This is a genomic window from Nocardia sp. NPDC004278 (assembly GCF_053602975.1).
Genome location: NZ_JBSGEQ010000009.1, coordinates 1 through 25,437, shown reverse-complemented (window position 1 = coordinate 25,437; position 25,437 = coordinate 1). Strand labels below are relative to the sequence as shown.

The window sequence follows — 25,437 nt, the reverse complement described above, 5'->3', positions numbered from 1 at the left end:
CGATGACCGAGATCATCCCGCAGCCCTCACATCGCAAGATCGATCCGAACGCCCTCGTCGAGATGGCGTGGGATCCGATCACCCGAATCGTGGGCAGTCTGGGCATCTACACCAAGATCGACTTCGAGAATCGCGAGGTGGTCGAGTGCCACAGCACGTCGTCGATCTTCCGCGGCTATTCGATCTTCATGCGCGGCAAGGACCCTCGCGACGCCCACTTCATCACCAGCCGAATCTGTGGCATCTGCGGTGACAATCACGCCACGTGTTCGTGCTACACGCAGAACATGGCCTACGGCGTCAAGCCGCCGAACCTCGGCGAGTGGATCGTCAACATGGGTGAGGCCGCCGAATATATGTTCGACCACAATATCTTCCAGGAGAACCTGGTCGGTGTGGATTTCTGCGAGAAGATGGTTTCCGAGACCAACCCTGGGGTGTTGACGAAGGCGGAGCGCACGGAGGCGCCGCACGCGCAGGACCACGGATATCGCACCATCGCCGACATCATGCGGGCGCTCAATCCGTTCACCGGTGAGTTCTATCGGGAGGCCCTGCAGGTCAGCCGCTATACCCGCGAGATGTTCTGCCTGATGGAGGGCAGACATGTGCATCCGTCCACGCTGTACCCCGGCGGTGTCGGTACGACGGCGACGATCCAGTTGATGACCGACTACATGTCCCGGCTGATGCGCTACGTCGAGTTCATGAAGAAGGTCGTGCCGATGCACGACGATCTGTTCGACTTCTTCTACGAGGCGCTACCCGGGTACGACCAGGTGGGGCTGCGCCGCACCATGCTCGGCTGCTGGGGCTCGTTCCAGGATCCGGAGTTCTGTAACTTCTCCTATAAGGATATGGAGCAGTGGGGCCGGAAAATGTTCGTGAGCCCGGGTGTAGTGATCGACGGAAAGCTGCTCACCACCTCCCTGATCGATATCAATCTGGGTCTGCGAATCCTGTTGGGCAGTTCGTATTACGAGGACTGGACCGATCAGGAGATGTTCGTCAAGAACGACCCGCTGGGCAATCCGGTGGACCGGCGTCATCCATGGAATCAGCACACCAACCCGAGGCCGCAGAAGCGCGATCTGGAGGACAAGTACAGCTGGGTGATGTCGCCGCGCTGGTTCGACGGCAAGGACCATCTGGCACTCGATACCGGTGGCGGACCGCTGGCCAGGCTGTGGACCACCGCGCTTGCCGGGTTGGTCGATATCGGCTACGTGAAATCCACCGGCCACAGTGTGCAGATCAACCTGCCGAAAACGGCGCTCAAGGGTCCGGTCGAATTGGAGTGGAAGATTCCGGCATTCGGCAGCAATACGATCGAACGCAACCGGGCGCGCACCTACTTCCAGGCCTATGCCGCGGCGTGCGCCGTGCATTTCGCGGAGCAGGCCCTCGCGGAGATCAGGGCGGGTCGCACCAAGACCTGGGAATCGTTCGAGGTTCCGGACGAGGGGATCGGCTGCGGGTTCACCGAGGCCGTGCGCGGTGTGCTGTCCCACCACATGGTGATCAGGGACGGCAAGATCGCCAATTACCACCCCTATCCGCCGACGCCGTGGAATGCCAGCCCGCGCGATAGTTTCGGCACGCCGGGCCCGTACGAGGATGCGGTGCAGGGTCAGCCGATCTTCGAAGAGAACGACCGGGAGAACTTCAAGGGCATCGACATCATGCGCACCGTGCGCAGTTTCGATCCGTGCCTGCCATGCGGCGTGCACATGTATCTGGGCAATGGAAAGACGCTGCAAAAGCTGCATTCCCCGACCCAGACATTCACGCCGGAGTAACCCGAGTCGAACCGGAGGCACGCACTGTGAACGACCGCTCCGAAGTCCGGGACGACCCGGCCGTCGACGAGGATCGCTGGCGCAGCGCTGGCGATCGGATCGACACGTTGCTCGACGCCACCTCGGCCGGCGGCGCCGCCGCCCGGGAACGCGCCGAGCAACTGGTCCGGGAGGTCGTCGACCTGTACGGCGCTGGGCTGCAACGGATCCTGCGGCTGCTCGACGACGATGCGATCGAACGACTGGCCGACGACGAGCTGATCGCGAGTCTGCTGCTCGTGCACGGACTCCATCCGCACGATGTCGTGACACGGGTGCAGGCCGCACTGGACAGTGTGCGGCCCTACCTGGGATCGCATGGCGGCGATGTCACCCTGCTCGGCGTCGCGGACGGCGTGGTCCAGCTGGAGCTCACCGGGAGCTGCCGCACCTGCCCATCCTCGTCGGTGACGCTCGAGCTGGCCGTCGAGGATGCGGTGCGAGCGGCGGCGCCGGAGATCGACTCCATCGAAGTGGTTGCGGCTCAGTCGGATTCGACCCACGGCGTGTTCCCGGCGGAATCGCTGATGACGCATATACATCCGCGCGGGCAGCAGGTCGGCAGCTGGATCGGCGTGCCCGAACTCGCCACGTTGGGTCCCGGTGAGGTCGGCGGGTTCACCATCGCCGGAGTGGCGGTGCTCGCCTGTCGAATCGGTGACGGGCTGTTCGTCTATCGCGATTGCTGTGCGGCCTGCGGGAATTCGCTGGCCGGGGCGGTCCTGCACCGGCGGATGGGGTTCGCATCGGATGAAGCCGTGCTGCGCTGCCCGGTATGCCGGTCACACTTCGATGTCGTGCACGCCGGTGCCCGAATCGACGGCGACGGTCATCTCGAGCCGCTTCCGGTATTGGTCCGCGATGGTGAGCCGTCGGTTGCGCTGCCGGCGGAGGTGGTCGGGTGAATCCATCGTTCCCGGTGCTGCGGCGTCTCGCGGCGGCGCGACCGGCGACCGCGCCGGTCGGGGAACGGTGCGAAATGTGCGCGGACCCGATCGCAGAGACTCACCAGCACGTGGTGAATATCGAAGGCAGACAGCTGATGTGCGTATGCCGCGCCTGCTATCTGCTGTTCACCGACAGCTCGGCGTCGCTGCACTACCGCGCGGTGCCCGATCGGTATCTGGTATTCCCGAATGTCACTGTCGGTCAAGGGGAATGGGACGCGCTGGAGATTCCGGTCGGCTTGGCATTCTTTTTCCGCAACTCCACACTCGGCCGCACCGTCGCGTTCTATCCCGGACCGGCCGGTGCCACCGAATCCGAACTGCCGCTCGACCTGTGGAGCGCCATCCTGGAACGGCATCCGGAGATCGATATTCTGGCCGACGATACCGAGGCACTGCTGATTCGGATGCCGGATCGCGGCGCCACGTCGGGCTGCCTATTGCTGCCCATCGATGCCTGCTACGAATTCGTCGGACGGGTGCGAATGCTGTGGCGCGGGTTCGATGGCGGACGTGATGTGCACCGGTATATCGACGAGTTCTTCTCGGCGATGTCGGCCCGCGCGCGAGTTGCCGGGGGACCGCGATGAGCCCGGCGTACTCGATCACCTTCGCCGTACTGGATATCCGGCCGGAGTTGTACGCGGCGGCGCCAGCGCTGTCCGCCAGGATCGGCATCGCGGCGCTGGCCGAGGAGCCGGTCCATGCCATCGCGCTGCGGGCGCAGGTGCGCATCGAACCGAATCGCCGCTCCTACACCGACGAGGAATCCGCGGGTCTGGTGGATCTGTTCGGTCCCCGCGAACGGTGGCACGAGACCCAGCGCTCATTTCTGTGGATGCACTGCGCCACCATGGTTCCCGGATTCAGCGGCGGCGCCGAGGTGGATCTGCCGCTGCCGGTTACCTACGACTTCGAGGTCGCCGGATCGAAGTATCTGCATGCGCTGCGGTCGGGCACGGTGCCGCTGATCTTTCTGTTCAGCGGCACCGTATTCATCAAGGGCGCCAATGGTTTCGCGATCCAGCAGGTGCCATGGGATCGCGACGACAGATTCAATATGCCGGTATCGGTATGGCATGACCTGATGGGCGCGTACTTCCCGAATTCGGGTTGGTTGCGACTGTCGCGGGAGACTCTCGACGACCTGTCGGCCTATAAATCCGGCCGTGGCCTGCTCGGCTACGACGATGCGGTCCGTGAACTGCTGGCCACCGACGCCGGGAGGCGCGATGAAGCTGGATGAGGCAGGCCGGTCCGCGCGTGCCCGAGCGCGCGCGGTGGCCGACTCGGTGCTCTACGAGGGGTATCTGCTCTACCCCTATCGGGCGAATGCCCGAAAGAACCAGTCCCGCTGGCAATTCGGCGTGCTCGGTCCGGTGGATGCGGCGGAATCGGGGTTGGGTGAGGAAGCGGGGCTGTCGGCACAGTGTCTTGTCGAGGCCGCCGACGGCGCCACGATCGGCGTCACCGTCCGGTTCCTGCAGTTGCAGCGGCGCACCGTCGAGGATGAACTCGGTGCGTCGGTGGCCGAGCTGCGGGTCGGTTCGCGGTCGTGGCTCAGCTGGGACGAGGCCGTCGAACAGGAACTCGATTTCGGGCCGTTTCCCCTGGCCGACCGCACTTTCCGGATCGCGGTCGAGGGCGGTACCGACCTCGAGGAGATCGACGACGGAGCCGGAAATATCGTCGGCCGACTGGTTCGCACCCGGTGTCCGCTCGTTGGGGAACTGACGGTGACAGTGCACCGTGCGGACGGGTACCAGGGACTGACAATCGCGGTTCGCAATCTGGGTTCGCCCGCCTCCGACAAGGACGACGCCATCGCCCGTTCGTTCATCGGCGCGCATGTCCTCGCCGAAATCGAAGGTGGCGACTTCGTATCGCTACTGGACCCGCCCGCGGAGGCGGCGCCCGCGATGCAGCGCTGCTCGCACCATCGGTGCTTCCCCGTGCTGGCCGGGCCGCCCGGCGATCGGAGCCTGCTGCTGATCTCACCGATCATCCTCTACGACCACCCACAGGTCGCCGAACAGAGTCCGGGTCCGCTATTCGACTCCACCGAGATCGACGAGATCCTTGCGCTGCGCGTGATGACCATGACCGATGACGAGAAGGAACAGGCCCGCGCCACCGATGCGCGGGCCGCGGAGATCATCGACCGCTGCGACAGCATGACTCCGGATCAGCTGCAAGAGCTGCACGGGGAGCTGCGCGACCTGCGACAGTCACGAGTGCTGCCCGCGATCCCCGACGGTGTCGACTGGTGGGATCCCTTGGCCGACAACGCCGTACGTCCCGAGTCCGATGCCGTCGTCGTGGCGGGCGTGCTGGTGCGCAAGGGCAGTCGGGTGGTGCTGCGTCCGTCTCGCCGCGCCGACGCTCACGACCTGTTCTACGACAGCATGGTCGCGCGAGTGACCTTGGTACACGAGGACGTGGACGGCGGCGTGCACATCGGGGTTGTCGTCGAAGACGATCCCGCGGCCGATCTGCACGAGTGGTACGGGCGCTACCTATATTTCGCTCCCGACGAGATCGAGCCGCTCGAGGGCTCATAGAGATGAAAGGAAGGGTCGATATGGAAACGGTAGGGGTGATCGCGACCGTTGTCGTCGCGGTGGTCGTGGCCGGATGCGCGGTCGTCGGGCTGCGGTCCATACCGGACCTCCGGCGGTATCTGCGGATTCGCCATATGTGAGGCCGGTATCGACTGTGCGGCCGGTATCGACCGAGGTGAATGCCGGTGACGCGCTGTCGTCGGCCGACGGACAGGGGTGATGGGCACGACACAAGTACTGGTCGCGGGCGTAGGCAATATCTTTCTCGGCGACGACGGATTCGGGCCCGCCGTGGTTCGACAGCTGTCGTCCGGCGGTGCGAACGGTGTGCATTTCGTCGATTACGGCATCCGAGGCATGCATCTGGCCTACGACCTGCTCAACGAATGGGACGCGTTGGTGCTCGTGGACGCGATCCCCGATCGGGGTGCGCCCGGCCGGATCGAGGTATTCCGCATCGAGCTGGCCGAGGGCGCGAGCACGCACTTCGACGGGCACGCGATGAATCCCGAAGCCGTCTTCGAGACGGTCCTGGCGCTCGGCGGCACCGTGCCGCCCACGATCGTGGTGGGCTGTCAGGTCGAATCCGTTGCCGAGGGGATCGGATTGACCGCCTCGGTCGAGGCGGCCGTACCCCATGCGATCACCGCGATCGACACCGTGGTGGCGGACCTGCTCGATCGACAGGAGGTGTGAGCTGTGTGCCTCGGGATCCCCGGCCGGGTAATCGAGATCGTCGACGGCTACCACGATCAGATCGCGCTCGTGGATGTGTCGGGTGCGCGCAGAAAGGTGAATGTCGGCATACTGCAGGACGATCCGGCGCGCCCCGGCGACTGGGTGATCATCCATATGGGCTTCGCGGTGGAGAAGACCGACGAAGCGGGGGCGGCCGCGGCGCTGGATGGGCTGCGACTGCTCGGGCACGGGGACCTGCCGTGAACCGACGTATTCGGTGGCGGGTGGAAGTCCGAGGTGTGGTCCAGGGCGTCGGGTTCCGGCCCTTCGTGTACACCACCGCCGCCGAATTGTCCTTGACCGGCCGGGTGTCCAACGACAGCCGCGGGGTGATCATCGAAATCGAGGGCGGACCGGCGGATCTGGACGAATTCGTGAGCCGAATTCGCCTCCGGCCGCCACCGCTCGCGGTCATCGAATCCGTCGAGCACACCGAGATCCCGGTGCGCGGCGGGACCGGTTTCCATATCGCCGACACCACCATTCGCGGCGGCAGCCGGACATTGGCCTCGCCCGATGTTGCGATCTGCGCGGACTGTGCGGCCGAGCTGCGCGATCCGGGCAATCGGCGGTACCGCCATCCGTTTGTCAACTGCACCAACTGCGGTCCGCGGTTCACCATCATCGCCAGCCTGCCCTACGACCGCGAGCGCACCTCCATGGCCGAGTTCGCGATGTGCGAGCGCTGCGCCAGCGAATACCGCGATCCAGGTGACCGGCGCTTCCACGCGCAGCCGATCGCCTGTCCGGATTGCGGTCCGACCCTGTCCTATACCGGTCCGGGTGCTGGTGATCCCCTGGCAGTGGCGCGTGATCTATTGCGCTCCGGCGGAATTCTCGCGGTCAAGGGTATCGGTGGCTACCATCTCGCGTGCGATGCGGCGAACGAGGCCGCCGTCGCCGAGTTGCGTCGCCGAAAGCGGCGCGGGGACAAGCCTTTTGCCGTCATGGTGTCCGATCTGCGGACCGCGCGGTCGATCGTGGAGGTGCACGAGACGGCCGCCGCGCTGTTGACCGGTCCCGCCCGCCCGATTGTGCTGTTGCCGCGCCACCGGGTTCCATCGGGCGAGATGCCTTGTGCACCTGGTGAATTCGTGACTGTCGCGGAATCGGTGGCACCGCGCAATCCGGACCTCGGCGTCATGATCGCCTACACGCCACTGCATCTGCTGCTCTTCGGGCTGTCCGGCGACGCGCCCGGCCCCCAGGTGCTGGTGATGACATCGGGAAATCTGGGTGGTGAACCGATCTGCTACGACGATGGCGACGCGCTGACGCGGCTCGCGGGTCTGGCCGATGGGTGGCTCTCGCACAACCGTCGCATCCTGGTGCCCTGCGACGATTCGGTGGTGCGGCTGGTCGATGGCGATGAGCTGCCCGTCCGGCGATCCCGCGGCTACGCGCCGCTGCCGCTGGCGCTACCCATGCCAGTGCCGCCGACACTCGCGGTCGGTGCCGATCTGAAGAACACCTGTGCGGTCGGAGACGGACGTTACGCCTGGTTGAGCCAGCACATCGGCGATATGGACGACCTGGCCACCCTGCGGGCGTTCACCGATGCCGAGCGCCATCTCGAGGAACTGACCGGAGTGCGTCCCGGCCAATTGGCGGCGGACGCGCATCCGCGCTACCGGTCGACCGCCTGGGCCGAACAGCACGCCGCCGGACGTCCGGTGCGGACGGTACAGCATCATCACGCTCATATCGCGGCGGTGATGGGGGAGCACGGGCTGGACCCGGCCGCCGCCGTCCTCGGAATAGCCTTCGACGGTACGGGATTCGGGCCGGACGGTGCGATCTGGGGAGGTGAGGTCCTCGCCGCGGGCTACAAGGGCTATCGCCGACTCGCACATCTGCGATATGTGCCGCTGGCCGGTGGCGACGTCAGTGTGCGCCGACCGTATCGCATGGCGCTTTCGCACCTGCGGGCCGCGGGTATCGAGTGGGCCGAGGACATCCCGGCCGTGTGGGCCTGCCCCGCCGCCGAACGCGCGGTGCTCACGCACCAGTTCGACACCGGATTCGGCTGTGTGCCGACTTCGAGCATGGGGCGATTGTTCGACGCGGTGTCCTCGCTGGTCGGCGTGCGCCACCAGGTGGACTACGAGGCGCAGGCCGCGATCGAACTGGAGGCGATCGCGCGTGGCGTGGATCCCGGTACGGACCGCTACCGGTTCGCGATCCCGTCTCGCGGTGCCGCGGAGTCGACCTCCGATATCGCTTCGATCGATGCGGCATCGGTGATCGCCGCGGTGATCACCGATGTGCGCCAGGGTGTTCCGGCGGGTGTGATCGCAGCGCGCTTTCATGCCGCGGTCGCCCACCTGGTGCTGGAGCTGGCCACCGCATTCGCGGCGCCGTCGGCGCCGGTTGCGCTGTCCGGTGGGGTGTTCCAGAACGCACTTTTGCTCTCTCGGACTCGGATACTGCTGCGGGAGAACGGATTTCATGTCATAAGCCATCGCAGACTGCCGCCCAACGACGGCGGTCTCGCGTTCGGTCAGCTACTCGCCATCGGTGCGGGTTGAGCGGAAGGAGAGGCGATCATGTGCTTGGCGGTCCCGGGAAAGGTGCTCAGCCTGCACGAGCGTGATGGCACGTTGATGTCGGTGGTCGACTTCGGCGGCGTCCACAAGGATGTGTGCCTGCAATACATCCCCGACGCGGCCGTGGGTGATTATGTCGTCGTCCACGTCGGATTTGCGATCCAGCGTCTCGATGAGCAGTCGGCGCTGCAGACGCTGTCCGAATTCGAACGGCTCGGGGTGCTGAAGGAGGAGTTCGGCGATGGCTTCGCCATCGCCGCGGCGCAGGCCGGTCTCGAGAATCCGGAAGCCACCGAACAGCAACCCGACCCGGAGGTGACATAGTGAAATACCTTGATGAATTCAGCAATCCAGAACTCGCGAAGATCCTGCTCGACCGCATCCGGGCGGTGACAACCAGGCGCTGGTCGATTATGGAAGTGTGTGGCGGACAGACGCATTCGATCATTCGCCACGGTATCGACCAGCTTTTGCCCGATCAGATCGAGATGATCCACGGTCCCGGCTGCCCGGTGTGCGTCACACCGCTCGATGTGATCGATAAGGCACTCGAGATCGCCGCCCGGCCCGGGGTGATCTTCTGTTCCTTCGGCGATATGTTGCGTGTTCCCGGCAGTACGAAGGATCTGTTCCGCGTCAAGAGCGAGGGCGGCGACGTGCGGGTGGTCTATTCACCCCTGGACGCACTCGAATTGGCGCGGGCGAATCCCGACCGTCAGGTGGTGTTCTTCGGCATCGGTTTCGAGACCACCGCACCCGCCAATGCGATGACCGTGTATCAGGCGAAACGACTCGGCGTGCAGAATTTTTCGCTGCTGGTCTCCCATGTGCTGGTACCGCCGGCCATTGCCGCGATCATGGAATCGCCGACCTGCCGGGTGCAGGCGTTCCTCGCTGCGGGGCACGTGTGCACCGTGATGGGAACCGGCGAATACCCACCGTTGGCGGAGAAGTACCGGGTTCCGGTGGTGGTCACCGGATTCGAGCCGCTCGACATTCTCGAGGGCATCCGCCGCACCGTGATGCAGTTGGAGGCCGGGCGTCACGAGGTGGAGAACGCCTATCCCCGTGCCGTCGCCGCCGCCGGCAACCCAGCGGCCAAGGCGATGCTGGAGGACGTTTTCGAGGTCACCGACCGGGGCTGGCGGGGGATCGGCGTCATCCCGCGCAGCGGCTGGCGGCTCTCGGAGCGCTACCGCGACTACGATGCGGAGCAACGGTTCGCAGTCGGCCACATGAGTACCGCGGAATCCTCGATCTGCCGATCCGGCGAGGTGTTGCAGGGCCTCATCAAACCGCACGAATGCGCCGCATTCGGCAAGGAGTGCACGCCGCGAAACCCGCTGGGCGCCACGATGGTGTCCTCGGAGGGCGCCTGCGCGGCCTACTACCTCTACCGGCGGCTCGACCTGCCCGCGGAGGTTGCTCATGCATGAGAAGACCGAAGTGTCGGCGACGCCGCCGGGCATCGACATGGACGGCTGGGTCTGCCCGATGCCGCTGCGGGATGCACCGAATATCGTGATGGGCCACGGCGGCGGTGGGGCGATGTCGGGCGAACTCATCGAGCACCTGTTCTTGCCCGCATTCGGTGCGGCGTCCGAGACCGGGCTCGCAGATTCCGCCGTGATCACCGTCGGCGGAACCAAGTTGGCCTTCACCACCGATTCATTCGTGGTGAAACCCATGGTATTTCCGGGCGGCTCGATCGGTGAGCTCGCCGTCAACGGCACGGTCAACGATCTGGCCATGGTTGGCGCTCGCCCGGCAGCGCTGTCGACCGCGTTCATTCTGGAAGAAGGCACCGCGCTGGTCGATATCGCCCGCATCGCGGCGGCGATGGGCACCGCCGCACTGGGCGCCGATGTGAAACTGGTGACCGGCGATACCAAGGTGGTCGATGCGGGCCACGGTGACGGGATCTACATCAATACGGCCGGAATCGGTGTGGTCGACGACGGCGTGGATATTCGTCCGGAGCGGGCCCGGCCCGGTGATGTGGTGATCGTCAGCGGCGAGATCGGACTGCACGGTGTGGCCGTATTGAGCTGCCGCGAAGGACTCGAATTCGGGACCACGGTGTTCAGTGACACCGCCCCCCTCAACGGGCTGGTCGCCGCGATGATCGCCACCGGAGCGGATGTGCACGTACTGCGCGATCCCACGCGCGGCGGCGTGGCGGCCACCCTGAATGAGATCGCGCGAGTCGCGAAAGTCGGTGTCGCACTGGATGAGCGGACGATCCCGGTACCTGCGGAGGTCCGCGACGCCTGCGCACTGCTCGGCCTCGACCCGATGTATGTCGCCAATGAGGGCAAGTTGGTCGCGTTCGTGCCGCCGCAGGATGCCGATCGGGTGCTCGCCGCGATGCGCGACCATCCACTCGGCGCCCGCAGTGTCGCAATCGGAGTCTGCGTCGAAGAGCATCCCGGCATGGTGGTCGCCCGGACAGCACTGGGTGGCACGCGCGTGGTCGATTTGCCTGCGGGTGAACAGCTACCGCGAATCTGTTGAAAGACAGGCAATTTCCCCGTAGTGGAGAAGGCGGAGGTACTGGCATCGTTGGTATCGAGTCGACGTGTGTCGACGGCACCGATATGTTCGTCCGCTATGCCAACGCGCCCAACGCGCTCGGGTTCTGCGGTCCAGCGGATGCGGAGCTGCGCGGCGGGGCGCGCCAGGCCGTGCGCGCGGCGGCGCAGAAGTTCTCCGGTGCGTGGCCGTATCTGCAGGTGATGTCCAAACTGACCGGAATCGACGATCCATTGGACGGTCGTCTCGTCGAATCGTATTGGCTGGGCGGCGGTGTCGGCGCCGACTTGGACGCCGCGGAGTTCGCTGCCGAACTCTTGGCCGTCATAGGCCCGGTCGCCGGGCACTACTGGGCGCACCTGACTCCCGACCTGGCTGGCGAGGCCGCGGCCAATCACTGTTTCCACGTCTTCGGTGTCTACCCGTGGAGCCGATTGCTCGGTAAGGGCAACGACGAACATCCGGTGTATGTCCTCGACAGCTGCCGCATCACGTGGGGAAGGGTGCTCGCCGCAGCGGATTCCGAGGTCGTGGCCCGCTGTCGCCATCTCACCTGGGACGGGAACCGGCTCGCGCTGTCCGCTCCGGCGCCGCGGCGGGTCGACGTGTGGCACAACGGCTACTCGGCGGTGCCCGACGTGGCGGTCGGCGATATCGTTGCGCTGCATTGGGATCAGCTGTGCGGCCGCCTGCGTCCGCAACAGGTCCGGCACCTGGCCGCGACGACAATCCGCCAGTTGCGCGTCACAAATGAACGACTGGGCCGACGCTGAGACGCGACCACGAACGCGCTCGCACCGGCAGGGCCGACACCCGGTATCGGCGCACTCGATGGCTACGAACTCGATAACTTTCCTGCCTATCGCGCCGCATGTGTCGGCCACCGGGTTATCGTCGAATCCGCTGGGTTCGTGTGGGAGAGGACAGTATTCATGACGACAACTCTCTCCGATCGAGTAGCTTCGCGTTACCGTGTCGTCCGGGATGCATTGACCCCGCAAGAGTGGTTTCGCGCCGCGGCGATGATCGGCGTGATCGTGGCCCTACATCTCGTCGGCTGGATCACCTTGGTCGTCTTCATCGCCCCACAGCATTTCGGGGTCGGCGGGCAGACACTGGGTATCGGGGTCGGATTGACCGCATACACCCTCGGACTGCGCCATGCCTTCGACGCCGATCATATTTCCGCCATCGACAACACCACTCGGAAGTTGATGAGTGACGGACAGCGGCCGCTGTCGGTGGGTTTCTTCTTCTCCCTCGGCCACTCCACCGTTGTTTTCGGACTCGCGTTGCTGCTATCGATCGGCGTCAAGGCGATCGTGGGTCCGGTCGAAGACGATTCCTCCGCCCTGCACCATTACACCGGGCTGATCGGAACAACGGTCTCCGGTACGTTCCTCTATCTCATCGCATTCATCAACATCGTCGTTCTCGTGGGAATTCTTCGCGTATTCCGGAGCATGCGGACCGGTCAATACGATGAGGCCGCGCTCGAGCACCAACTCGCCAATCGCGGTTTCCTGAACCGCTTCTTCGGCGGTGCGATGAAGTCCATCACCAAGCCGTGGCAGATATATCCGATCGGTGTCCTGTTCGGGCTGGGATTCGACACCGCCACCGAGGTCGCCCTGCTCGTGCTCGCGGGCACAGGTGCGGCCGCGGGGTTGCCGTGGTACGCGATCCTTTGCCTCCCGATCCTGTTCGCCGCCGGAATGAGCCTGCTCGACACGCTCGACGGATCGTTCATGAATTTCGCCTATGGATGGGCCTTCGCGAAACCGGTTCGCAAGGTGTACTACAACCTCACGGTCACCGCATTGTCGGTGGCGGTGGCGGTGATCGTCGGCACCATCGAACTGCTCGGCCTGCTGGCCGAACAGATGGACTGGAGCGGCGGGATCTGGGATGTGGTGAGCGGCGTGGACCTCAATATCGTCGGCTTCGCGATCGTTGCCCTGTTTGCGCTGACCTGGGCGGTCGCACTGCTGGTCTGGCGGTTCGGTCGGATCGAGGAGAAGTGGGTCGCGCCACCGAGCCAGCTCTAGGAACGTCCCGCTCCGTCGGAGGTGCCGATTCCTTCGCCTCACATGCCCACGAATTCGCAGATCGGCGCGGGATATGTTGCGTGGTCGACGTGCTGGCGCCACGGCCGGTGAATCGACGCGCCGGGCAGCGTGGCGAGTTCGGGCACCCAACGGCGCACGTACTGGCCCTCGGGATCGAATCGGTTGGCCTGCCGCAGGGGATTGAGGGTGCGGTTGGGCCGAGTGTCGGTGCCAGTCCCCGCGACCCACTGCCAGTTGAGCTGATTGTTGGCGAGGTCGGCGTCGACCAGCCAGCGGAGAAAGTGACGGGCGCCCACCCGCCAGTCGATACCCAGCGACTTCGTCAAGAAGCTCGCGGCGATCAGCCGGGCACGACCGGGCATCCACCCCTGGGCCAGCAGTTGGCGCATTCCGGCGTCGACTACCGGGATCCCGGTGCGACCCTCCTGCCATGCCGTGACCGCATCCGGATCCTCGCGCCAGACGACAGCCCGCGATCGATAGTCGTTCCAGGCGGCGCGTGGTCTGGCCGCCAGTAACTGGTGATGAAAGTCCCGCCACGCCAATTGCCTGGCGAACGCGAGCCCGCCGACCGTCGACAGGTCTGTTGCTTCCAGGACCTGCACCGGCGACAGACAACCGAAGTGCAGATACGGCGACAGGTGGGATGTGGCATCGGCGTCGAGCGCGTCACTGCGGCGGTCGTAGTCGCTGATCCCCGCGGAAACCCACTCGCGCAACAGTTTCCGTCCCGTCGTCGCACCACCGACCGAAAGCAGGGGGGAGGTGGGCCCGGGGCACAGGTCTTCGGCGACGGGCAGCCCATCGCTGGCCACCGGCGGTGTCCGGAGCCGCCGGGGTCTGGCCAGCGTCTCGTCGCGATATTCGAAAACCCAGCGCCGGAAATACGGTGTGAAGACAGCGAAGTGGTCGCGGCCACCGGCCGGGCGCAGTGCTGCGGGAGCGGCGGTGACCGAGGTGTCGTAGGTATGCAGAGAACGGCCGCGGTCCGTGAGCCGGTTTCGCAACTGCTCGGCGCGGCGAACACTGTAGGCGCTGACGTCCGCGGCCACATGGACGCTGTGCGCGCCCACCTCCTCGGCGACCCGATCGGTTTCGGTCACCGTATCGCCGCGCCTGATCACCAGATGGCTACCGAGAGAACGTAATTCGGTATCCAGCTCGGATAGTGCCGCGGCAAGGAACCGCGCGCGGTTCGGGGCGGCGAAGCGCGCCACGATGTGCTCGTCGACAACGAACAACGGGACCACCGCGGCACCGGCTCGCTGGGCGGCGATCAGGACCGGATTGTCGTCGACCCGCAGGTCACGGGTGAACAGCGCGATGACCGTCCCGGCCCGGGTGGGCGAGGTTGCATCGAAGGTGCCCCGGTGCTGGGTCATCGGGTACACAGCGGCGCGATATCGCTGAGCCCACCCGTCGTGGGCGACGTCAGGTACAGGCACGGACTTTGCCCCACCTCCGTGATCGCGGCGCGCACGTGGTTCCACGTATCGGGATCGAGCGCAACCGCGCGGGAAAGTACGAATCCGGACGTCCGGGTCGGGTCGGTCACCAGGGCCCACGAATAGTCGGGACCCAGTGCGGTGACGATGTAGTTGGTCGGACCGTTCCGCAGGTCCTGACCGGGTACGCCGGGGAAGCTGACATGGAGCTGCGCGCCGGTCTGCCGGTCGTTGACCGTTGCCGTGCCGTGGATTTCGTTCAATTCACCGGTCCAGGTCACGCACGAGTTGTGCACGGCGACGTCCCCGCGTTCGTCCAAGCGATACTCGGCCATGGTGTCGCGAGCACAGGAGAGGTTGAACACCTGCGGGACGGCGGCCAATTGATGCCAGGTGCCCACATAGCGCCCGAGATCCAACTGCGGCACCGGATCCGGGCCGGGACTCGCCGACGCGACACTCGACGGCGACACCGCTGCCGCCGCAGCGACCAACCCGGCCGCCACGAAGGAGGTGCGCCGTGGCCCCCTTGTCCGGGTGGTGCGTGAGGTCATATCGAACTCCTCGCATCTCGCCCCCCGAATGTCACCGTACCATCATTCGATGCATAATCGATGCATTCTGAGGCTTCTCGCAACCGGGGAGGACACGTGCCGCCGAACGACGCACTACCCGCGCACGATGCAGTGATGCACACCGCCGTTCCGGTGCGCACGCGAGCGGCGGCGGGAAGATGTGCCCGGTTCCAGCGCCACGGGCAGGCACAATAGGCCCATGTCCGCCGGTCCTGCTCCCTTGCCCGATGCGGCCGGATATACCGTCCGTGCGGTGGCCGACCGCCTCGGAATTCCGACCGCGACGCTGCGCAGCTGGAACCGCCGCTACGAGATCGGCCCGATCCGGCATCAGGCCGGTAGGCATCGCCTTTACCGCGAATCCGATATCGCCGTACTCGAACAGATGCTCGCCCTCATCCGCACCGGCCTGAGCCCGGCCGGCGCGGCCGCAGCGGTGACCGGGCGGCAGCACGCACCCGCGCGCGGCGATTGGGAACCACTCGTCGATGCCGCGTTCACACTGGATACAACGACGCTGTCGGCCGTGCTCGCCGCGCATCTGAACGCCTACGGGGTCATCGACACCTGGGAACTGTTGTGCCGCCCGGCCTTCGCCGCGATCGTCGCACGCCAACTCGGCGGTGAGGGTTGTGTCGACGTAGAGCATCTGCTGTCGTGGTCGATCACGGCGGTGCTGCACCGGCACACCCCGCCCGCCACCCCGGCGCACGCGCGCGCCGTGATCCTGGCCTGTACCAGCGGCGAGACCCACGCGCTTCCGCTCGAAGCCCTGCGCGCGGCCCTCGCCGAACGCGGAGTCGCCGCCTGGATGCTCGGCGCCAACGTGCCCGCCGACGCCATTGCCGACACACTCGCCCGCACCGCTCTCCCCGCCGACGTGGTGCTGTGGTCCCAACAGGAATCCACCGCACTGACTTCCGCGATCCGCGCCTGCGAACCCGCCGACGCACGAGTATTCGTCGGCGGCCCCGGCTGGGACGCGGCCATCCTGCCGATCACCGCCACCCGATTGACCGGACTCGCTGAAGCCGCTGACCGGATCGCCACACCGCCCGACTAACGGCTGCGTCGAGGGCGACCATCATCGCAAGGAACGATGCATAATCGGTGCACAATGGCCCATCGCGCTCAGGACCTGGCTGTCGCTGCTCTGCGCACCCCCGACATCCCGTACACCTCGTCGGTGTGGTGGCTGGATTCAGTTGGGCCGCTGCGTCATTCGTCCCGAGTCATCATTCGCCAGCACAGCTCGGGCCAAGCGGCGTTCGAGACAGCGCTTCGCCTGCTTCGGGGTCTTCCCTTCGGCGAGCTTCTTGTCGTAGTGGCCACGGCCGTGGTTACGCGCATCCGGATTTGGATCATCGCGATGGTGTGCAGCACTCGAGCGTCCGCCGGTCCGTCATCGAAGGCAAGGATGCCACGGCCCTGATCCGACCCACCCGACAGTTGGTGGCGTCCGCTAGCGAATTACGGAACCATTGGTTTGATCTCGTGCACGACCCTTCAGGTGTGGCCCGTCCGCAATCAAAGGAGAAGTCATGGGCAAGGAACCGAACCACAATGGTCAGCCAGACTTCGAAGCGCTGTACCGCGATGCACCGCCGGAGCAGGATGCTGCTGCGTTGATCCCCTGGGACATCGGCGGCCCACAGCCGGTAGTGCAGCAGTTGGTGGCCTACGGCGCTGTGCGGGGCGAGGTGCTCGACCCCGGAACCGGCCTGGGACATCACGCGATCCACTACGCGTCCAAGGGCTACTCGGCCACCGGGATCGATGCGTCGCCGACGGCGATCGAGCGGGCCAGGCGCAACGCGGAGCGCGCCGGGGTGCGGGTGGACTTCCAAGTGGCCGATGCCACCAGACTCGACGGCCTGGAGAATCGGTTCGACACCGTCGTCGACAGCGCGTTCTACCACGTGTTCCTCGACGATGAACCAACCCAGACCCAGTACGCGCAGGCCCTGCACCGGGCCACTAAACCGGGGGCGCGACTGTTCATGTTCGAAATCGGACGCCACAACGTCAACGGCCTGCAGCCCGAAGGTTTGCCGGCGGAGAATTTCGAGCGGGTGCTTCCCGCGGCCGGGTGGCGCATCGACTACCTGGGAACCACCACCTACCAAGCCACCTTCAGCCCGGAGACATTCACCCATCTCACCAAGGAAATGGGCGGCGACTCAGGATGGGCTGAGCGGATGAAGCCGATGCTGGAACAACTCCAGATCCTTACGCCATTGCTGAAAAACAACCGGGTGCACCTGCCGGTGTGGGCCGTGACCGCCACCCGCCTCGACTAGCTGTGTCCTTCCGCCATTCACGCTGCGTAGCGGACGACGGAGGCTGGAAGCCTGTGGGCCTCGGCAGTGCGCTGCACTGCACCGAGACCGGCGTGCCTGCCGATCGGATGTCCTGCCCTCGCGCTCTTCGCTGGGCGCCCACGCCGGCCAGCGCATATCGGGTTCCAGTTGTGGTGGCGCTTGTCGACGCCATTCGAACCGTAGCCATCACCTTCGAGGATCTGCCGGCGCCGGATAACCCTGCACCTTGCCTCTCTGACGAGGCCGAGAGGTACATCCTTGGCAAGCACGCGGCAGAGCGGTCGAGTAGTTGCTGCCCTGTGCCGGTGCCAGGCTTGTGCGGGAATCAGAACATCGACTGATCGGTCAGGATCGGTTCGGCTGGGCGTCGTGGCGACGGCAGTGCCATCGCGATTTCCCCCCGTCGGGCAGCCCGCCACCACCGCTGTCCGGAGTTGATGGCACGCCGGATCTTGCGCACCGCGGGTACCTGTGTGAGCAGGTGTAGCTGATATCGCCACGGCAGTTGTAGCCCGTGCCGAGCCGCCATTGCATAGGCGAACTGCACGGCGCTGCGGTCGAGATACCGGTCGGCGTGTTCGAACCAGATCATGCTGGTACGGGCGGCGGCCTGTATCGGGCGCAGCGCAGCGCGCCGCTGCGCATCGTAGTTCTCCAGCGCGTCGGCGACCTCGGCATGCTCGTACAGGTTCTGTGCGAGCACGACGGCGTCGACGATTGCCAACCGAGTGCCCGAACCGATGGTGAAGTGCGTCGTGTGCGCTGCATCGCCGAGCAGCACCACATTGTCGTGGTACCAGGTCTTATTGGTTACCTCGGGAAAGCGGCTCCACCTTGCGAACTCGCCTCGTGTCTTGCTGATCAACGAGTGACCGTCGAGAAGGCGCGTGAATATGTTCTCCAGAACACGCAAGTTCTCCAGGTTGTCCAGGGAGTCGAATCCCAGTCCATGCCAAGTCTGCGGTTGGCACTCAACGATGCAGGTGCTGATCTTTTCGGCAACCGACGGGTAGGCATGGAACCAGATCCAACCGGCCGAGGTGTTTTCGAAGGCGAAGGTAAATCGGGTGAATACCTTGTCCGTACCGAGCCAGATATACCGATTCTCGCCGAGTGTGACGGACGTGCCGAAACGATGATTACCCAGCTGCCGTACCCGGCTGTTCGCGCCGTCGCAAGCGACGATGAGATCGGTGTCGTCGAAGCCGGACAGATCGTGAACCTCTCGCCCGTGCTGGACATCGACGCCCAGGTCGCTCGCCCGTCGGGAAAGTATGTCGAGCAATGCCGCGCGCCCCATGCTGAACCCGTACCCCGCGAAATGCGCGGTCTGGTCGTCGCGCACATGGATTGCCTGTTCACGCCATAGGACCGACCCGGCACGCACCGCCTGGGCGCTGTCAGGGTCGTTCCGATACAGAATGTCGAGCAGGTCGTCCCAGTACACGACGCCCCAGCCGTAGGTGGACCCGGGGGGATCGCGGTCGATCACCGTGATGTCATGGGCCGGGTCGCGCCGCTTCATCGAAATAGCGAAGTACAACCCGGCCGGCCCGCCACCGATACACACGATCTTCATCACGTCACCAGCTCCAGCCCGGTTGGTCGCACGTGGCTTCACATGATCGGTACTTGATGCGACCGAGCCCGGCACGCTGTGCGTGTCCGGGCTCGGTCACCGGTGCTAGAAGCTGCCCCAGCCACCCCAGCCGGGTAGGTTCCACCAGCCGGGATTCCACCATCCCCAGCCGCCGCCCCAGCCGCCACCGTCACCCCAGCCGCCGCCGCCCCATCCCCAGCCGCCGCCGCGACCCCAGCCGCCACCGTCACCCCAGCCGCCGCCCCAGCCGCCGCCGTGACCCCAACCGCCGCCGCCCCAGCCGCCGCCGCCCCAACCGCCGCCGTGACCCCCACTGGGGTTGTCGACGAGTTGGGTTGCAGACGTGGGCGTCGTTGCGTGCGCGGTAGGCGCTTCCGCCGTGGCTGCGACGACCGGAATTGCGGCAACTGCGGCTATACCAGCGGCGGCCGCCAACCGGGCGAACTTCGTGTGTGAATTCTTTCTTTCGGTCATGATAGGGCTCCAGATACTGTCCCGACCGGCTCGAATTCTACGCGGCTTCGCCGAACTCTAGAAGTCGCCGCGTTGACCCATCTACAATGCTCGCCACATTCCCCACCGTTGCCCAATCCGAAGCTGCCCGCGTACTCGGTGGTGGAGGGAGCTGGTAGCGAAATATTCCGCGCCCGTGGTCGGTCAGCGAACTACCTGGCCCCGACGAGGACGAACCCACCGACGGGTTGGTCGCTGCGGCGCTGAATAATCGGGGTGTCGAGGTATCGGCTGCCGATCTAGCTGCGGCCCGCAACGGCACCGCTGTCCCAACATCACAGCGGCTGCTGGTCGCGTTGGCCGATCACTTCAGCCAGGCTCCCGGTTATCCGACGGACCCCGGCGATGCGCAGCGAGTCATCGATACATACAGCCAGTTGGATCTGCTCCGCGCGCTCAGAGACGCCGGTGTGCGACGGGTCCGATTACGCGGACGACCCGACACCGCGGACCGGCAATCTCTGACCGACTCGCTGCGTGCGCGACTACCGAGCGAGGAGGATCTCTAGCTGCGCCGAGTTACCTTCAGGCGCAACTGATCCGGCTCGACAGTGATCGTTTCCTTGACCTTCAGCTGATAGTTCGGATCGGGAACTAGATCGTAATTGCACAGGATGGCGGCCAGCATGAGCACGACCTCGTGGTACGCGAACTGGCGGCCGATGCACGCACGCATTCCCACCCCGAAGGGCCGGTACAACTCGGGGTGCCGGGCGCGAACACGTTCGGGTAGAAAGCGATCGTGGTCGAATCGCTCAGGGGCTTATTTCAAAGTTCCGAAGAACCGCTCGGTAACATCATTTGAGTCAGCGCAGGTGCGTATTCAGGAAGGCCAACGCATCCGGCAGTGATGCCAGGAATGCGCCGCTATGGTCTTTACCTGGGTAATTATTGACCGTCACCCGTATGCCGGGATTGAGCTCTTGGAGACTGTTCCCGTAACTTTCCGTGTTTGTGGGAGGAACATCGATGTCGGCGTCGCCATAGCCGATCATGACGTCACTGGTGAAGTGATCTTCCGGGTAACCGGTGAGCGCGGTGATGTCCGCTTCGAATGTCGGCGTCGGTTCATCCGGGTTGGCGACAAGCGCTGCGGGCCGCCGGCCCCCCGCGCGCGCGACCAGATCCGCAAGGCATTCCGAAGTTGCCTTTTCCACGTATTCCTTTCCGAAGTCGGAAAGGAATGGGGTCACACTGCCGGGATTCAACTCCTGCAACGAGGCCAGGAAGTACCCAGCGTACCCGACTTGGTTCTCGGAGCCGGTCGATGTTCGCTCGAACATCTTCCGCAGGCTCGCACCCGGGTTGGTGCGCAGGCCGGTGGCTATCACCCCGCTCAACCCCGTCGCCGGACCGCCGCTGCGCTCGGCGTACAGGCTGGCCGCACTCATCGCGGCGTGCGCCCCTTCCGACTGGCCGATGACAACCCATTTGCTCGACAACGGAATGGGGGTGGTGCGAATCGCCGCGACCGCGTCCAGTATCGACAGTCCTTCGACATCACTGTTGTAGTAACTGAACTGTCCCGCAGTGCCCAGCCCCTGGTAGTCGGGTGCCAGGACGGCATACCCACTGTCCAGGATCTGGTTGAAATAGGCGCTGTTGCGCTCCGTTTGCGGCCGATGCGATGGTGCGCAGGAATCTCCGATGCCCGCGGTGCCGTGTGCCCACACGACGAGCGGCCACCCGCCCAGCGGTGGCACACCGGACGGCAGATAGAGCGCACCCGACCCCTCGGCGGGCGCGTCATGCTGATCCTTCGTCGAGTAGACGACCTCGAACGATTCCGCGGCCTTGGCGAACGACCATGCGGGATCGAGCAGTCCGATCCTGCTCAGTTCTCCGGTATCCGGAAGCTTCGCCGTCGCGGGCGGACTTGCGAGCGTAAGCGAGGCGCACACGATCGCGGCTACCACCAGCGCCACTCGCCGAAAGGACACTACGGACATGCCACACAACCGTACCGGCACAATCCGCACATCCTCCCCACCGCTGGTGAGGCTGTGGTCATGCCGCCGTCGTCGGTGCACGGTGGGTCCAAGCTGTCACACCGCTCGCGGACCTCCATTGCGCGAAATCGTCGAGTCAGTTGCCAGAATATTGATCCAACACTGCGATGATTCTCTTGAAATCACGTACCGAACTCTGACAGAACTCTTGATCCGTCCTCATGAAGAGATCCACAGCTTGCGCTTCGGTTGCCAGTCCGTGAAGTTCTTTTTCCGCCATTACTCGTGAGGTCAGTGACTGAGCTCGAGGTCAATCGTTGATATCATCTGAGTCGTAATTTATTTCGAGGTCGGCTGGCCGAGATGGTCATGGGGCGCCTGGATTCTAACTCCTGACCATTTGTCTACGGTCACAACCAGATAATCTGACTGATCTGCGATACCCGATCGGTTCCAAATGAGAATATCGCCCCAGAAAACCTCAGCTGGTATCTCGGGGTGCCGATCGGACACAAACATGTTCCACATCTGGATTCTTATTCGCACCGTCTCCGCACCGCGCCCCGTAAGCCTTGATTCTGTGGATGGCTTCTCTGACATCTTTCGCTGGCACACCGCAGTAACTAGCGATCTTGTTGCTCCTCGTGTGGTGGGCGTCTCGCTCAGTGCCGTCGCATGGTTCCGGCCGCGGTGGACCTGAGCCGCCGCGACCTGTCACGACCGGCCGGCCGGTCGCGCGGCGGCGTGTCGGCTGGACGAGTTCCGTTCTGCCACAGACGATTCTGCTATTCTTCGGGTCATCGGGACGCTGATGACCGCGAAGGGGAAACGCATGGAGCAGAGCGAAGAGTGGGACACCCTGGTCGAACTCATCTCCCAGAACAGTTACGGCGTGCACATTGAGCCCGACAGCATCAGCCTCAAGGTTGAGGACGCTGAAGAGGACTGGGCCGCACCCGATGTCGTGATCAGACGGGCAGACGATGAATGGATCCAGTTCCAAAGGCCGTTTGCCAAGGCCGACAAGGTCGATCTCCTGGCCATCCTCACCGAGGTCGGCAGCACGGGCATTATCGGCGGGCTCGTCGTGGTGGGCGAGGACATCATGATCCGACACGCGCTCCTGCTAACTGAGGCCCTCGAGCCCGACGACTACGACAACTTCAAGTACGAAGACCAATTGAGCGGCATCATCGACGCGGCCAGACGGCTGGGGCGGCACCTCGCCGGACACGACGACGACTTCTGACCGGCACTGCGCTGCCGCGACCAGTCGGGTGCCCGACTCCGGGCATCGCGGTTGTTATTCGTGTGCTGGCAGCCCCTACGGCAGAGGCAATGTGGCTCGCCTGTAGTGGCTGAACGCAGGTTCGAGAATTAACACCGGCCCTCGCCTGGCTCGAACGCTGCCGTGCCGGAGCAGATGCAGGACATACCAACAACTTTCGACCAAGGGCAACTCCGGACGGGACGGCTTCCGGCACACGCGGATCGACTGCGGCCATTCGAACTGGCACTTGCCCACCTGCGCGATGCAGACGTGGCCCGCGCATGCGCCGACCATCACCGCGGCCGGAGTGACGGTGACCGTGATCGCGGACAGCGCCGTCTCACGCATTCCCCGGATAATCAGTTTCCGGCGAAGTCGATACTTGCCTGATCCAGGCGATGTTGTGCCGCAGAGCGTCGTCGATCGCGGGGCCGGACCTGGACAATGCCGATCACCCGGCCAGCGGCTATTTCCGTCACCTCGATATCCGAAGTTGGCGGTACGCGGATAGCCCTCGGTCGCCGCGGAACCGGTCGCACAGCGACTTGCCGGGCCCGAACAAACCGAACAGATACCCCTAACGCCCGCCACATTCCCCACCGTTGCCCAATCCGCAGATGCCCGCGTACTCGGTGGTGGAGGGGCTGATGGCGAAGGTCGCAAGAATTCCGCGGCCGTGGTCGGTCAGCGAACGGCGACCGGCGGATCATTGATGGTGCGGTCTTCGGGGATACGTGAGTGGCTAGGTGCGTAAGTGGTGGCTCAGATCGCCTACCAGGTGGATGCGAACTCGGCGCTCCACGAATCGCCATTGCCCCTCGATGCGTTCGAAGCGGTCGTGGTAGCGGCCTGCCGCCACGGGTTGCAGCGGAAGGTCCGGGAGGGCCTGGAAAACGGTGAAGTAGGAACGCGCCGTAGCGGAATTCGCTTCGTCGTCGAATTCGATGGCGATGTTCGTCGTGACATGGTGGGTGCGCGGCGTGCCGTCCTTGTACCGGATCACCGTGCTGCTCAGCATTTCCTCGACGCCTTCACGGCCCCTGATCGTTGTGCCGCTGCCGATGAACGCGGCGTGGGCGAACAGCGCGCCGACACCGCCGAAATCCCCGGCGTCGACCAGTTCCGCGTACTTCGCGATCAAGTTCGTCACGGCAGTCGTATCAGCGGCTGTGCTCACAACGTGTGAGGGTAGGCGACCGCTGGTGCGCGATCGGCCCCAGCCTCGGCTCGACACTCCTACTTCGCCGCGGGCAATCCCACCGAGCTTCCGAACCGGCCCGGGATCCTCGTCGGCCCGCCCGGGGTGTACCGGCAGAACCCGGGACCGTTATCGCCCGTCTTGCCTCCGAGGAGTGACTCATTCTGAGGACTGGCGTTGCTTTGTTCCGATATCACACTGTCGCTGACATCGGCTCGACGCATCCAGTTCGGTAGGCGACTGGATGGTCACCGCGATCGGTCGCGATCTGATCCAACGTGAACTCGTTTGTGGTTCTGTGCAACCGGGACTACGTCCACGAGGCTATGAACCTGTGTTCGGCGCGTACCCTACCTATTGGGATCGCTCAGCTGGAGCTCATCGGTGCGGCGATGCCATGGCAGGATCAGTGCTTTCGGCGATCGAGGATGAAGGTGTGACGCCGCTCGGTGCGGGTACGACCGAGGTGGTGATGGCGGCGCGAGTGGTTGAGTGATTATGAAGACGAGATCGCCGGAGACGGTGAAATGCCGGGGATGTCAGTGCTGGTGGCCACTGAGCGCGCACAGTGTCTGCCATTGTTCCCAGTGCCATCAGACGTTCACTGGTGACAAGGCTGCGACTCGGCACTTGGTTGTGGATTATCGCCGCAAACCGCACGTCATCTGTCGAACACCACAGAGCGTCGGCCTTGTTGATGTCGGCCGCGCTTACCCCTGCTGGGGCTTGCCGCACAATTAGGGACCATCCGGCTGGGGACCTTGCTGCCGGGGGAGTTCGCTCGCAGCCGGGCACTGCGGATCGTTGACGAGGCTCCCGGCATCGGGCAGGTGATGGGTTGGCCTGCAAGCCAACCCATTTCAGCAAAGATCCGGTGACCGGACAGGCGCGCGCGATCGTTGATGATCGATACCGCAATCATCGAGCCTGCTTGTCGGTGCTGGCGTCCCGCGCGTTTGTGGGGGTGCGGCCCCGACGCGCCAACTGGTCTGCTGCGGCCCATGCGAAACGCTCGGCTGGGATATCCAGCCGAGCGTCCGGCAAGGCTCGTATCCACCATCGAGTGGCGGCGGTGTTGCGCCGACCCCGGAAATCCTCTCGCAGGGGGCTATGCGGCGACGGTCGCGAGGCGGAGGTGATCCTCGATATCGGCGGGTGAGCCGGTGTAGTGGAGAGTGTGCAGGCCGAGGCGAGCGGCGGCTTCGCAGTTGTCGGCGCGGTCGTCGACGAACAGGACGCAGCCGGGATCGCGAACTCCGGTCGCGGCGAGTGCTTTTCGGTAGGTGTCGGGGTGGGGTTTGTTCATGCCGAGCCGGGCCGAGTAGAGGGCGTCGG

Annotated in this window: 26 protein-coding genes and 1 pseudogene; 18 read left to right on the top strand and 9 right to left on the bottom strand. The window is 64.9% G+C overall.

Features of this window, described 5'->3' with window-relative positions:
- The first annotated feature begins 2 nt into the window (after positions 1–2).
- The 14 genes from ACWEO2_RS15955 to ACWEO2_RS15890 all read left to right on the top strand — a co-directional run bounded on the left by ACWEO2_RS15955 (position 3) and on the right by ACWEO2_RS15890 (position 13,210).
- Entirely contained in the window at positions 3–1,799 is a 1,797-nt protein-coding gene (locus ACWEO2_RS15955) for a nickel-dependent hydrogenase large subunit (protein ID WP_452405962.1), read from the top strand.
- Between the two features lie 26 nt (positions 1,800–1,825).
- Entirely contained in the window at positions 1,826–2,743 is a 918-nt protein-coding gene (locus ACWEO2_RS15950) for a NifU family protein (RefSeq protein WP_452405961.1), read from the top strand.
- The gene (locus tag ACWEO2_RS15945) at positions 2,740–3,375 is read left to right on the top strand and encodes a DUF5947 family protein (RefSeq protein WP_452405960.1); all 636 of its coding nucleotides are present in this window, start codon (positions 2,740–2,742) and stop codon (positions 3,373–3,375) included. The genes ACWEO2_RS15950 and ACWEO2_RS15945 overlap by 4 nt, the downstream gene beginning before the upstream one ends.
- Positions 3,372–4,031: a DUF6084 family protein gene (locus ACWEO2_RS15940; protein WP_452405959.1), complete on the top strand. Its 660-nt coding sequence runs from the start codon at positions 3,372–3,374 to the stop codon at positions 4,029–4,031. The genes ACWEO2_RS15945 and ACWEO2_RS15940 overlap by 4 nt, the downstream gene beginning before the upstream one ends.
- Positions 4,018–5,346, top strand: coding sequence for a hypothetical protein (locus ACWEO2_RS15935; protein WP_452405958.1), 1,329 nt, complete (start codon positions 4,018–4,020; stop codon positions 5,344–5,346). Before ACWEO2_RS15940 ends, ACWEO2_RS15935 begins: the two co-directional genes overlap by 14 nt.
- A 20-nt stretch (positions 5,347–5,366) precedes the next feature.
- Entirely contained in the window at positions 5,367–5,486 is a 120-nt protein-coding gene (locus ACWEO2_RS15930; RefSeq protein ID WP_452405957.1) for a DUF6893 family small protein, read from the top strand.
- 79 nt (positions 5,487–5,565) lie between these two features.
- The gene (locus ACWEO2_RS15925; protein WP_452405956.1) at positions 5,566–6,042 is read left to right on the top strand and encodes a hydrogenase maturation protease; all 477 of its coding nucleotides are present in this window, start codon (positions 5,566–5,568) and stop codon (positions 6,040–6,042) included.
- A 3-nt stretch (positions 6,043–6,045) separates the two neighbouring features.
- A complete protein-coding gene (locus ACWEO2_RS15920) occupies positions 6,046–6,288 on the top strand; it encodes a HypC/HybG/HupF family hydrogenase formation chaperone (protein WP_355180862.1) in 243 nt (80 codons plus the stop codon).
- Positions 6,285–8,612, top strand: a complete 2,328-nt coding sequence (gene hypF / locus ACWEO2_RS15915; RefSeq protein ID WP_452405955.1) for a carbamoyltransferase HypF — start codon at positions 6,285–6,287, stop codon at positions 8,610–8,612. The genes ACWEO2_RS15920 and hypF overlap by 4 nt, the downstream gene beginning before the upstream one ends.
- Before the next feature lie 18 nt (positions 8,613–8,630).
- Entirely contained in the window at positions 8,631–8,954 is a 324-nt protein-coding gene (locus ACWEO2_RS15910; protein WP_354956108.1) for a HypC/HybG/HupF family hydrogenase formation chaperone, read from the top strand.
- Positions 8,954–10,066 (top strand): hydrogenase formation protein HypD, encoded by a 1,113-nt coding sequence (hypD, locus tag ACWEO2_RS15905; protein ID WP_452405954.1) that lies wholly within the window; start codon positions 8,954–8,956, stop codon positions 10,064–10,066. The genes ACWEO2_RS15910 and hypD overlap by 1 nt, the downstream gene beginning before the upstream one ends.
- Entirely contained in the window at positions 10,059–11,144 is a 1,086-nt protein-coding gene (hypE, locus tag ACWEO2_RS15900) for a hydrogenase expression/formation protein HypE (RefSeq protein WP_452405953.1), read from the top strand. Before hypD ends, hypE begins: the two co-directional genes overlap by 8 nt.
- Before the next feature lie 83 nt (positions 11,145–11,227).
- Complete coding sequence (locus ACWEO2_RS15895; RefSeq protein WP_452405952.1) at positions 11,228–11,935, top strand: DUF6390 family protein; 708 nt, start codon at positions 11,228–11,230, stop codon at positions 11,933–11,935.
- Positions 11,936–12,094: 159 nt separating this feature from the next.
- Positions 12,095–13,210, top strand: a complete 1,116-nt coding sequence (locus ACWEO2_RS15890; protein WP_452405951.1) for a HoxN/HupN/NixA family nickel/cobalt transporter — start codon at positions 12,095–12,097, stop codon at positions 13,208–13,210.
- A gap of 38 nt (positions 13,211–13,248) precedes the next feature.
- On the opposite strand, the gene ACWEO2_RS15885 is transcribed toward ACWEO2_RS15890, so the two are convergent.
- Positions 13,249–14,613: a cryptochrome/photolyase family protein gene (locus ACWEO2_RS15885; protein ID WP_452405950.1), complete on the bottom strand. Its 1,365-nt coding sequence runs from the start codon at positions 14,611–14,613 to the stop codon at positions 13,249–13,251.
- The gene (locus tag ACWEO2_RS15880; protein WP_452405949.1) at positions 14,610–15,230 is read right to left on the bottom strand and encodes a lipocalin family protein; all 621 of its coding nucleotides are present in this window, start codon (positions 15,228–15,230) and stop codon (positions 14,610–14,612) included. The genes ACWEO2_RS15885 and ACWEO2_RS15880 overlap by 4 nt, the downstream gene beginning before the upstream one ends.
- 220 nt (positions 15,231–15,450) lie before the next feature.
- On the opposite strand from ACWEO2_RS15880, the gene ACWEO2_RS15875 reads away from it, so the two are divergent.
- Positions 15,451–16,314 (top strand): MerR family transcriptional regulator, encoded by an 864-nt coding sequence (locus ACWEO2_RS15875; RefSeq protein ID WP_452405948.1) that lies wholly within the window; start codon positions 15,451–15,453, stop codon positions 16,312–16,314.
- 478 nt (positions 16,315–16,792) lie between these two features.
- Complete coding sequence (locus ACWEO2_RS15870; protein WP_452405947.1) at positions 16,793–17,551, top strand: class I SAM-dependent methyltransferase; 759 nt, start codon at positions 16,793–16,795, stop codon at positions 17,549–17,551.
- 346 nt (positions 17,552–17,897) lie between these two features.
- On the opposite strand, the gene ACWEO2_RS15865 is transcribed toward ACWEO2_RS15870, so the two are convergent.
- The 4 genes and pseudogenes from ACWEO2_RS15865 to ACWEO2_RS15850 all read right to left on the bottom strand — a co-directional run bounded on the left by ACWEO2_RS15865 (position 17,898) and on the right by ACWEO2_RS15850 (position 21,634).
- On the bottom strand, positions 17,898–19,151 hold the full coding sequence (locus ACWEO2_RS15865; RefSeq protein WP_452406185.1) for an FAD-dependent monooxygenase: 1,254 nt from the start codon (positions 19,149–19,151) through the stop codon (positions 17,898–17,900).
- A gap of 105 nt (positions 19,152–19,256) precedes the next feature.
- Positions 19,257–19,646: a hypothetical protein gene (locus ACWEO2_RS15860; RefSeq protein ID WP_452405946.1), complete on the bottom strand. Its 390-nt coding sequence runs from the start codon at positions 19,644–19,646 to the stop codon at positions 19,257–19,259.
- Between the two features lie 544 nt (positions 19,647–20,190).
- Positions 20,191–20,433: pseudogene (locus ACWEO2_RS15855) on the bottom strand (cytochrome P450); the annotation flags it as partial.
- A gap of 58 nt (positions 20,434–20,491) precedes the next feature.
- Positions 20,492–21,634, bottom strand: coding sequence for an alpha/beta hydrolase family protein (locus tag ACWEO2_RS15850; RefSeq protein ID WP_452405945.1), 1,143 nt, complete (start codon positions 21,632–21,634; stop codon positions 20,492–20,494).
- 832 nt (positions 21,635–22,466) lie between these two features.
- Between ACWEO2_RS15850 and ACWEO2_RS15845 the strand changes: the two genes are divergently transcribed.
- Positions 22,467–22,883, top strand: coding sequence for a hypothetical protein (locus ACWEO2_RS15845; protein ID WP_452405944.1), 417 nt, complete (start codon positions 22,467–22,469; stop codon positions 22,881–22,883).
- 75 nt (positions 22,884–22,958) lie between these two features.
- On the opposite strand, the gene ACWEO2_RS15840 is transcribed toward ACWEO2_RS15845, so the two are convergent.
- Complete coding sequence (locus ACWEO2_RS15840) at positions 22,959–23,252, bottom strand: hypothetical protein (protein ID WP_452405943.1); 294 nt, start codon at positions 23,250–23,252, stop codon at positions 22,959–22,961.
- Between the two features lie 394 nt (positions 23,253–23,646).
- Positions 23,647–24,081 carry a nuclear transport factor 2 family protein gene (locus tag ACWEO2_RS15835; protein WP_452405942.1) on the bottom strand — a complete coding sequence of 145 codons (435 nt, stop codon included), beginning with the start codon at positions 24,079–24,081 and terminating at the stop codon, positions 23,647–23,649.
- Between the two features lie 519 nt (positions 24,082–24,600).
- On the opposite strand from ACWEO2_RS15835, the gene ACWEO2_RS15830 reads away from it, so the two are divergent.
- A complete protein-coding gene (locus ACWEO2_RS15830; RefSeq protein ID WP_452405941.1) occupies positions 24,601–24,843 on the top strand; it encodes an FDXHR family putative zinc-binding protein in 243 nt (80 codons plus the stop codon).
- Between the two features lie 367 nt (positions 24,844–25,210).
- Here the strand turns inward: ACWEO2_RS15830 and ACWEO2_RS15825 are convergent.
- Positions 25,211–25,437, bottom strand: a 227-nt coding sequence (locus ACWEO2_RS15825) for an HAD-IA family hydrolase (protein WP_452405940.1), incomplete at its 5' end; no start/stop codon positions are given.

Coding starts and splice junctions, on each gene's coding strand:
- ACWEO2_RS15840 (WP_452405943.1), bottom strand. CDS start 23,252: ATGCGTGAGACGGCGCTGTCCGCGATCACGGTCACCGTCACTCCGGCC.
- ACWEO2_RS15955 (WP_452405962.1), top strand. CDS start 3: ATGACCGAGATCATCCCGCAGCCCTCACATCGCAAGATCGATCCGAAC.
- ACWEO2_RS15910 (WP_354956108.1), top strand. CDS start 8,631: ATGTGCTTGGCGGTCCCGGGAAAGGTGCTCAGCCTGCACGAGCGTGAT.
- ACWEO2_RS15875 (WP_452405948.1), top strand. CDS start 15,451: ATGTCCGCCGGTCCTGCTCCCTTGCCCGATGCGGCCGGATATACCGTC.
- ACWEO2_RS15860 (WP_452405946.1), bottom strand. CDS start 19,646: ATGACCGAAAGAAAGAATTCACACACGAAGTTCGCCCGGTTGGCGGCC.
- ACWEO2_RS15890 (WP_452405951.1), top strand. CDS start 12,095: ATGACGACAACTCTCTCCGATCGAGTAGCTTCGCGTTACCGTGTCGTC.
- ACWEO2_RS15940 (WP_452405959.1), top strand. CDS start 3,372: ATGAGCCCGGCGTACTCGATCACCTTCGCCGTACTGGATATCCGGCCG.
- ACWEO2_RS15935 (WP_452405958.1), top strand. CDS start 4,018: ATGAAGCTGGATGAGGCAGGCCGGTCCGCGCGTGCCCGAGCGCGCGCG.
- ACWEO2_RS15830 (WP_452405941.1), top strand. CDS start 24,601: ATGAAGACGAGATCGCCGGAGACGGTGAAATGCCGGGGATGTCAGTGC.
- ACWEO2_RS15895 (WP_452405952.1), top strand. CDS start 11,228: ATGTTCGTCCGCTATGCCAACGCGCCCAACGCGCTCGGGTTCTGCGGT.
- ACWEO2_RS15930 (WP_452405957.1), top strand. CDS start 5,367: ATGGAAACGGTAGGGGTGATCGCGACCGTTGTCGTCGCGGTGGTCGTG.
- ACWEO2_RS15925 (WP_452405956.1), top strand. CDS start 5,566: ATGGGCACGACACAAGTACTGGTCGCGGGCGTAGGCAATATCTTTCTC.
- ACWEO2_RS15845 (WP_452405944.1), top strand. CDS start 22,467: ATGGAGCAGAGCGAAGAGTGGGACACCCTGGTCGAACTCATCTCCCAG.
- hypE (WP_452405953.1), top strand. CDS start 10,059: ATGCATGAGAAGACCGAAGTGTCGGCGACGCCGCCGGGCATCGACATG.
- ACWEO2_RS15885 (WP_452405950.1), bottom strand. CDS start 14,613: ATGACCCAGCACCGGGGCACCTTCGATGCAACCTCGCCCACCCGGGCC.
- ACWEO2_RS15865 (WP_452406185.1), bottom strand. CDS start 19,151: ATGAAGATCGTGTGTATCGGTGGCGGGCCGGCCGGGTTGTACTTCGCT.
- ACWEO2_RS15870 (WP_452405947.1), top strand. CDS start 16,793: ATGGGCAAGGAACCGAACCACAATGGTCAGCCAGACTTCGAAGCGCTG.
- ACWEO2_RS15880 (WP_452405949.1), bottom strand. CDS start 15,230: ATGACCTCACGCACCACCCGGACAAGGGGGCCACGGCGCACCTCCTTC.
- ACWEO2_RS15850 (WP_452405945.1), bottom strand. CDS start 21,634: ATGTCCGTAGTGTCCTTTCGGCGAGTGGCGCTGGTGGTAGCCGCGATC.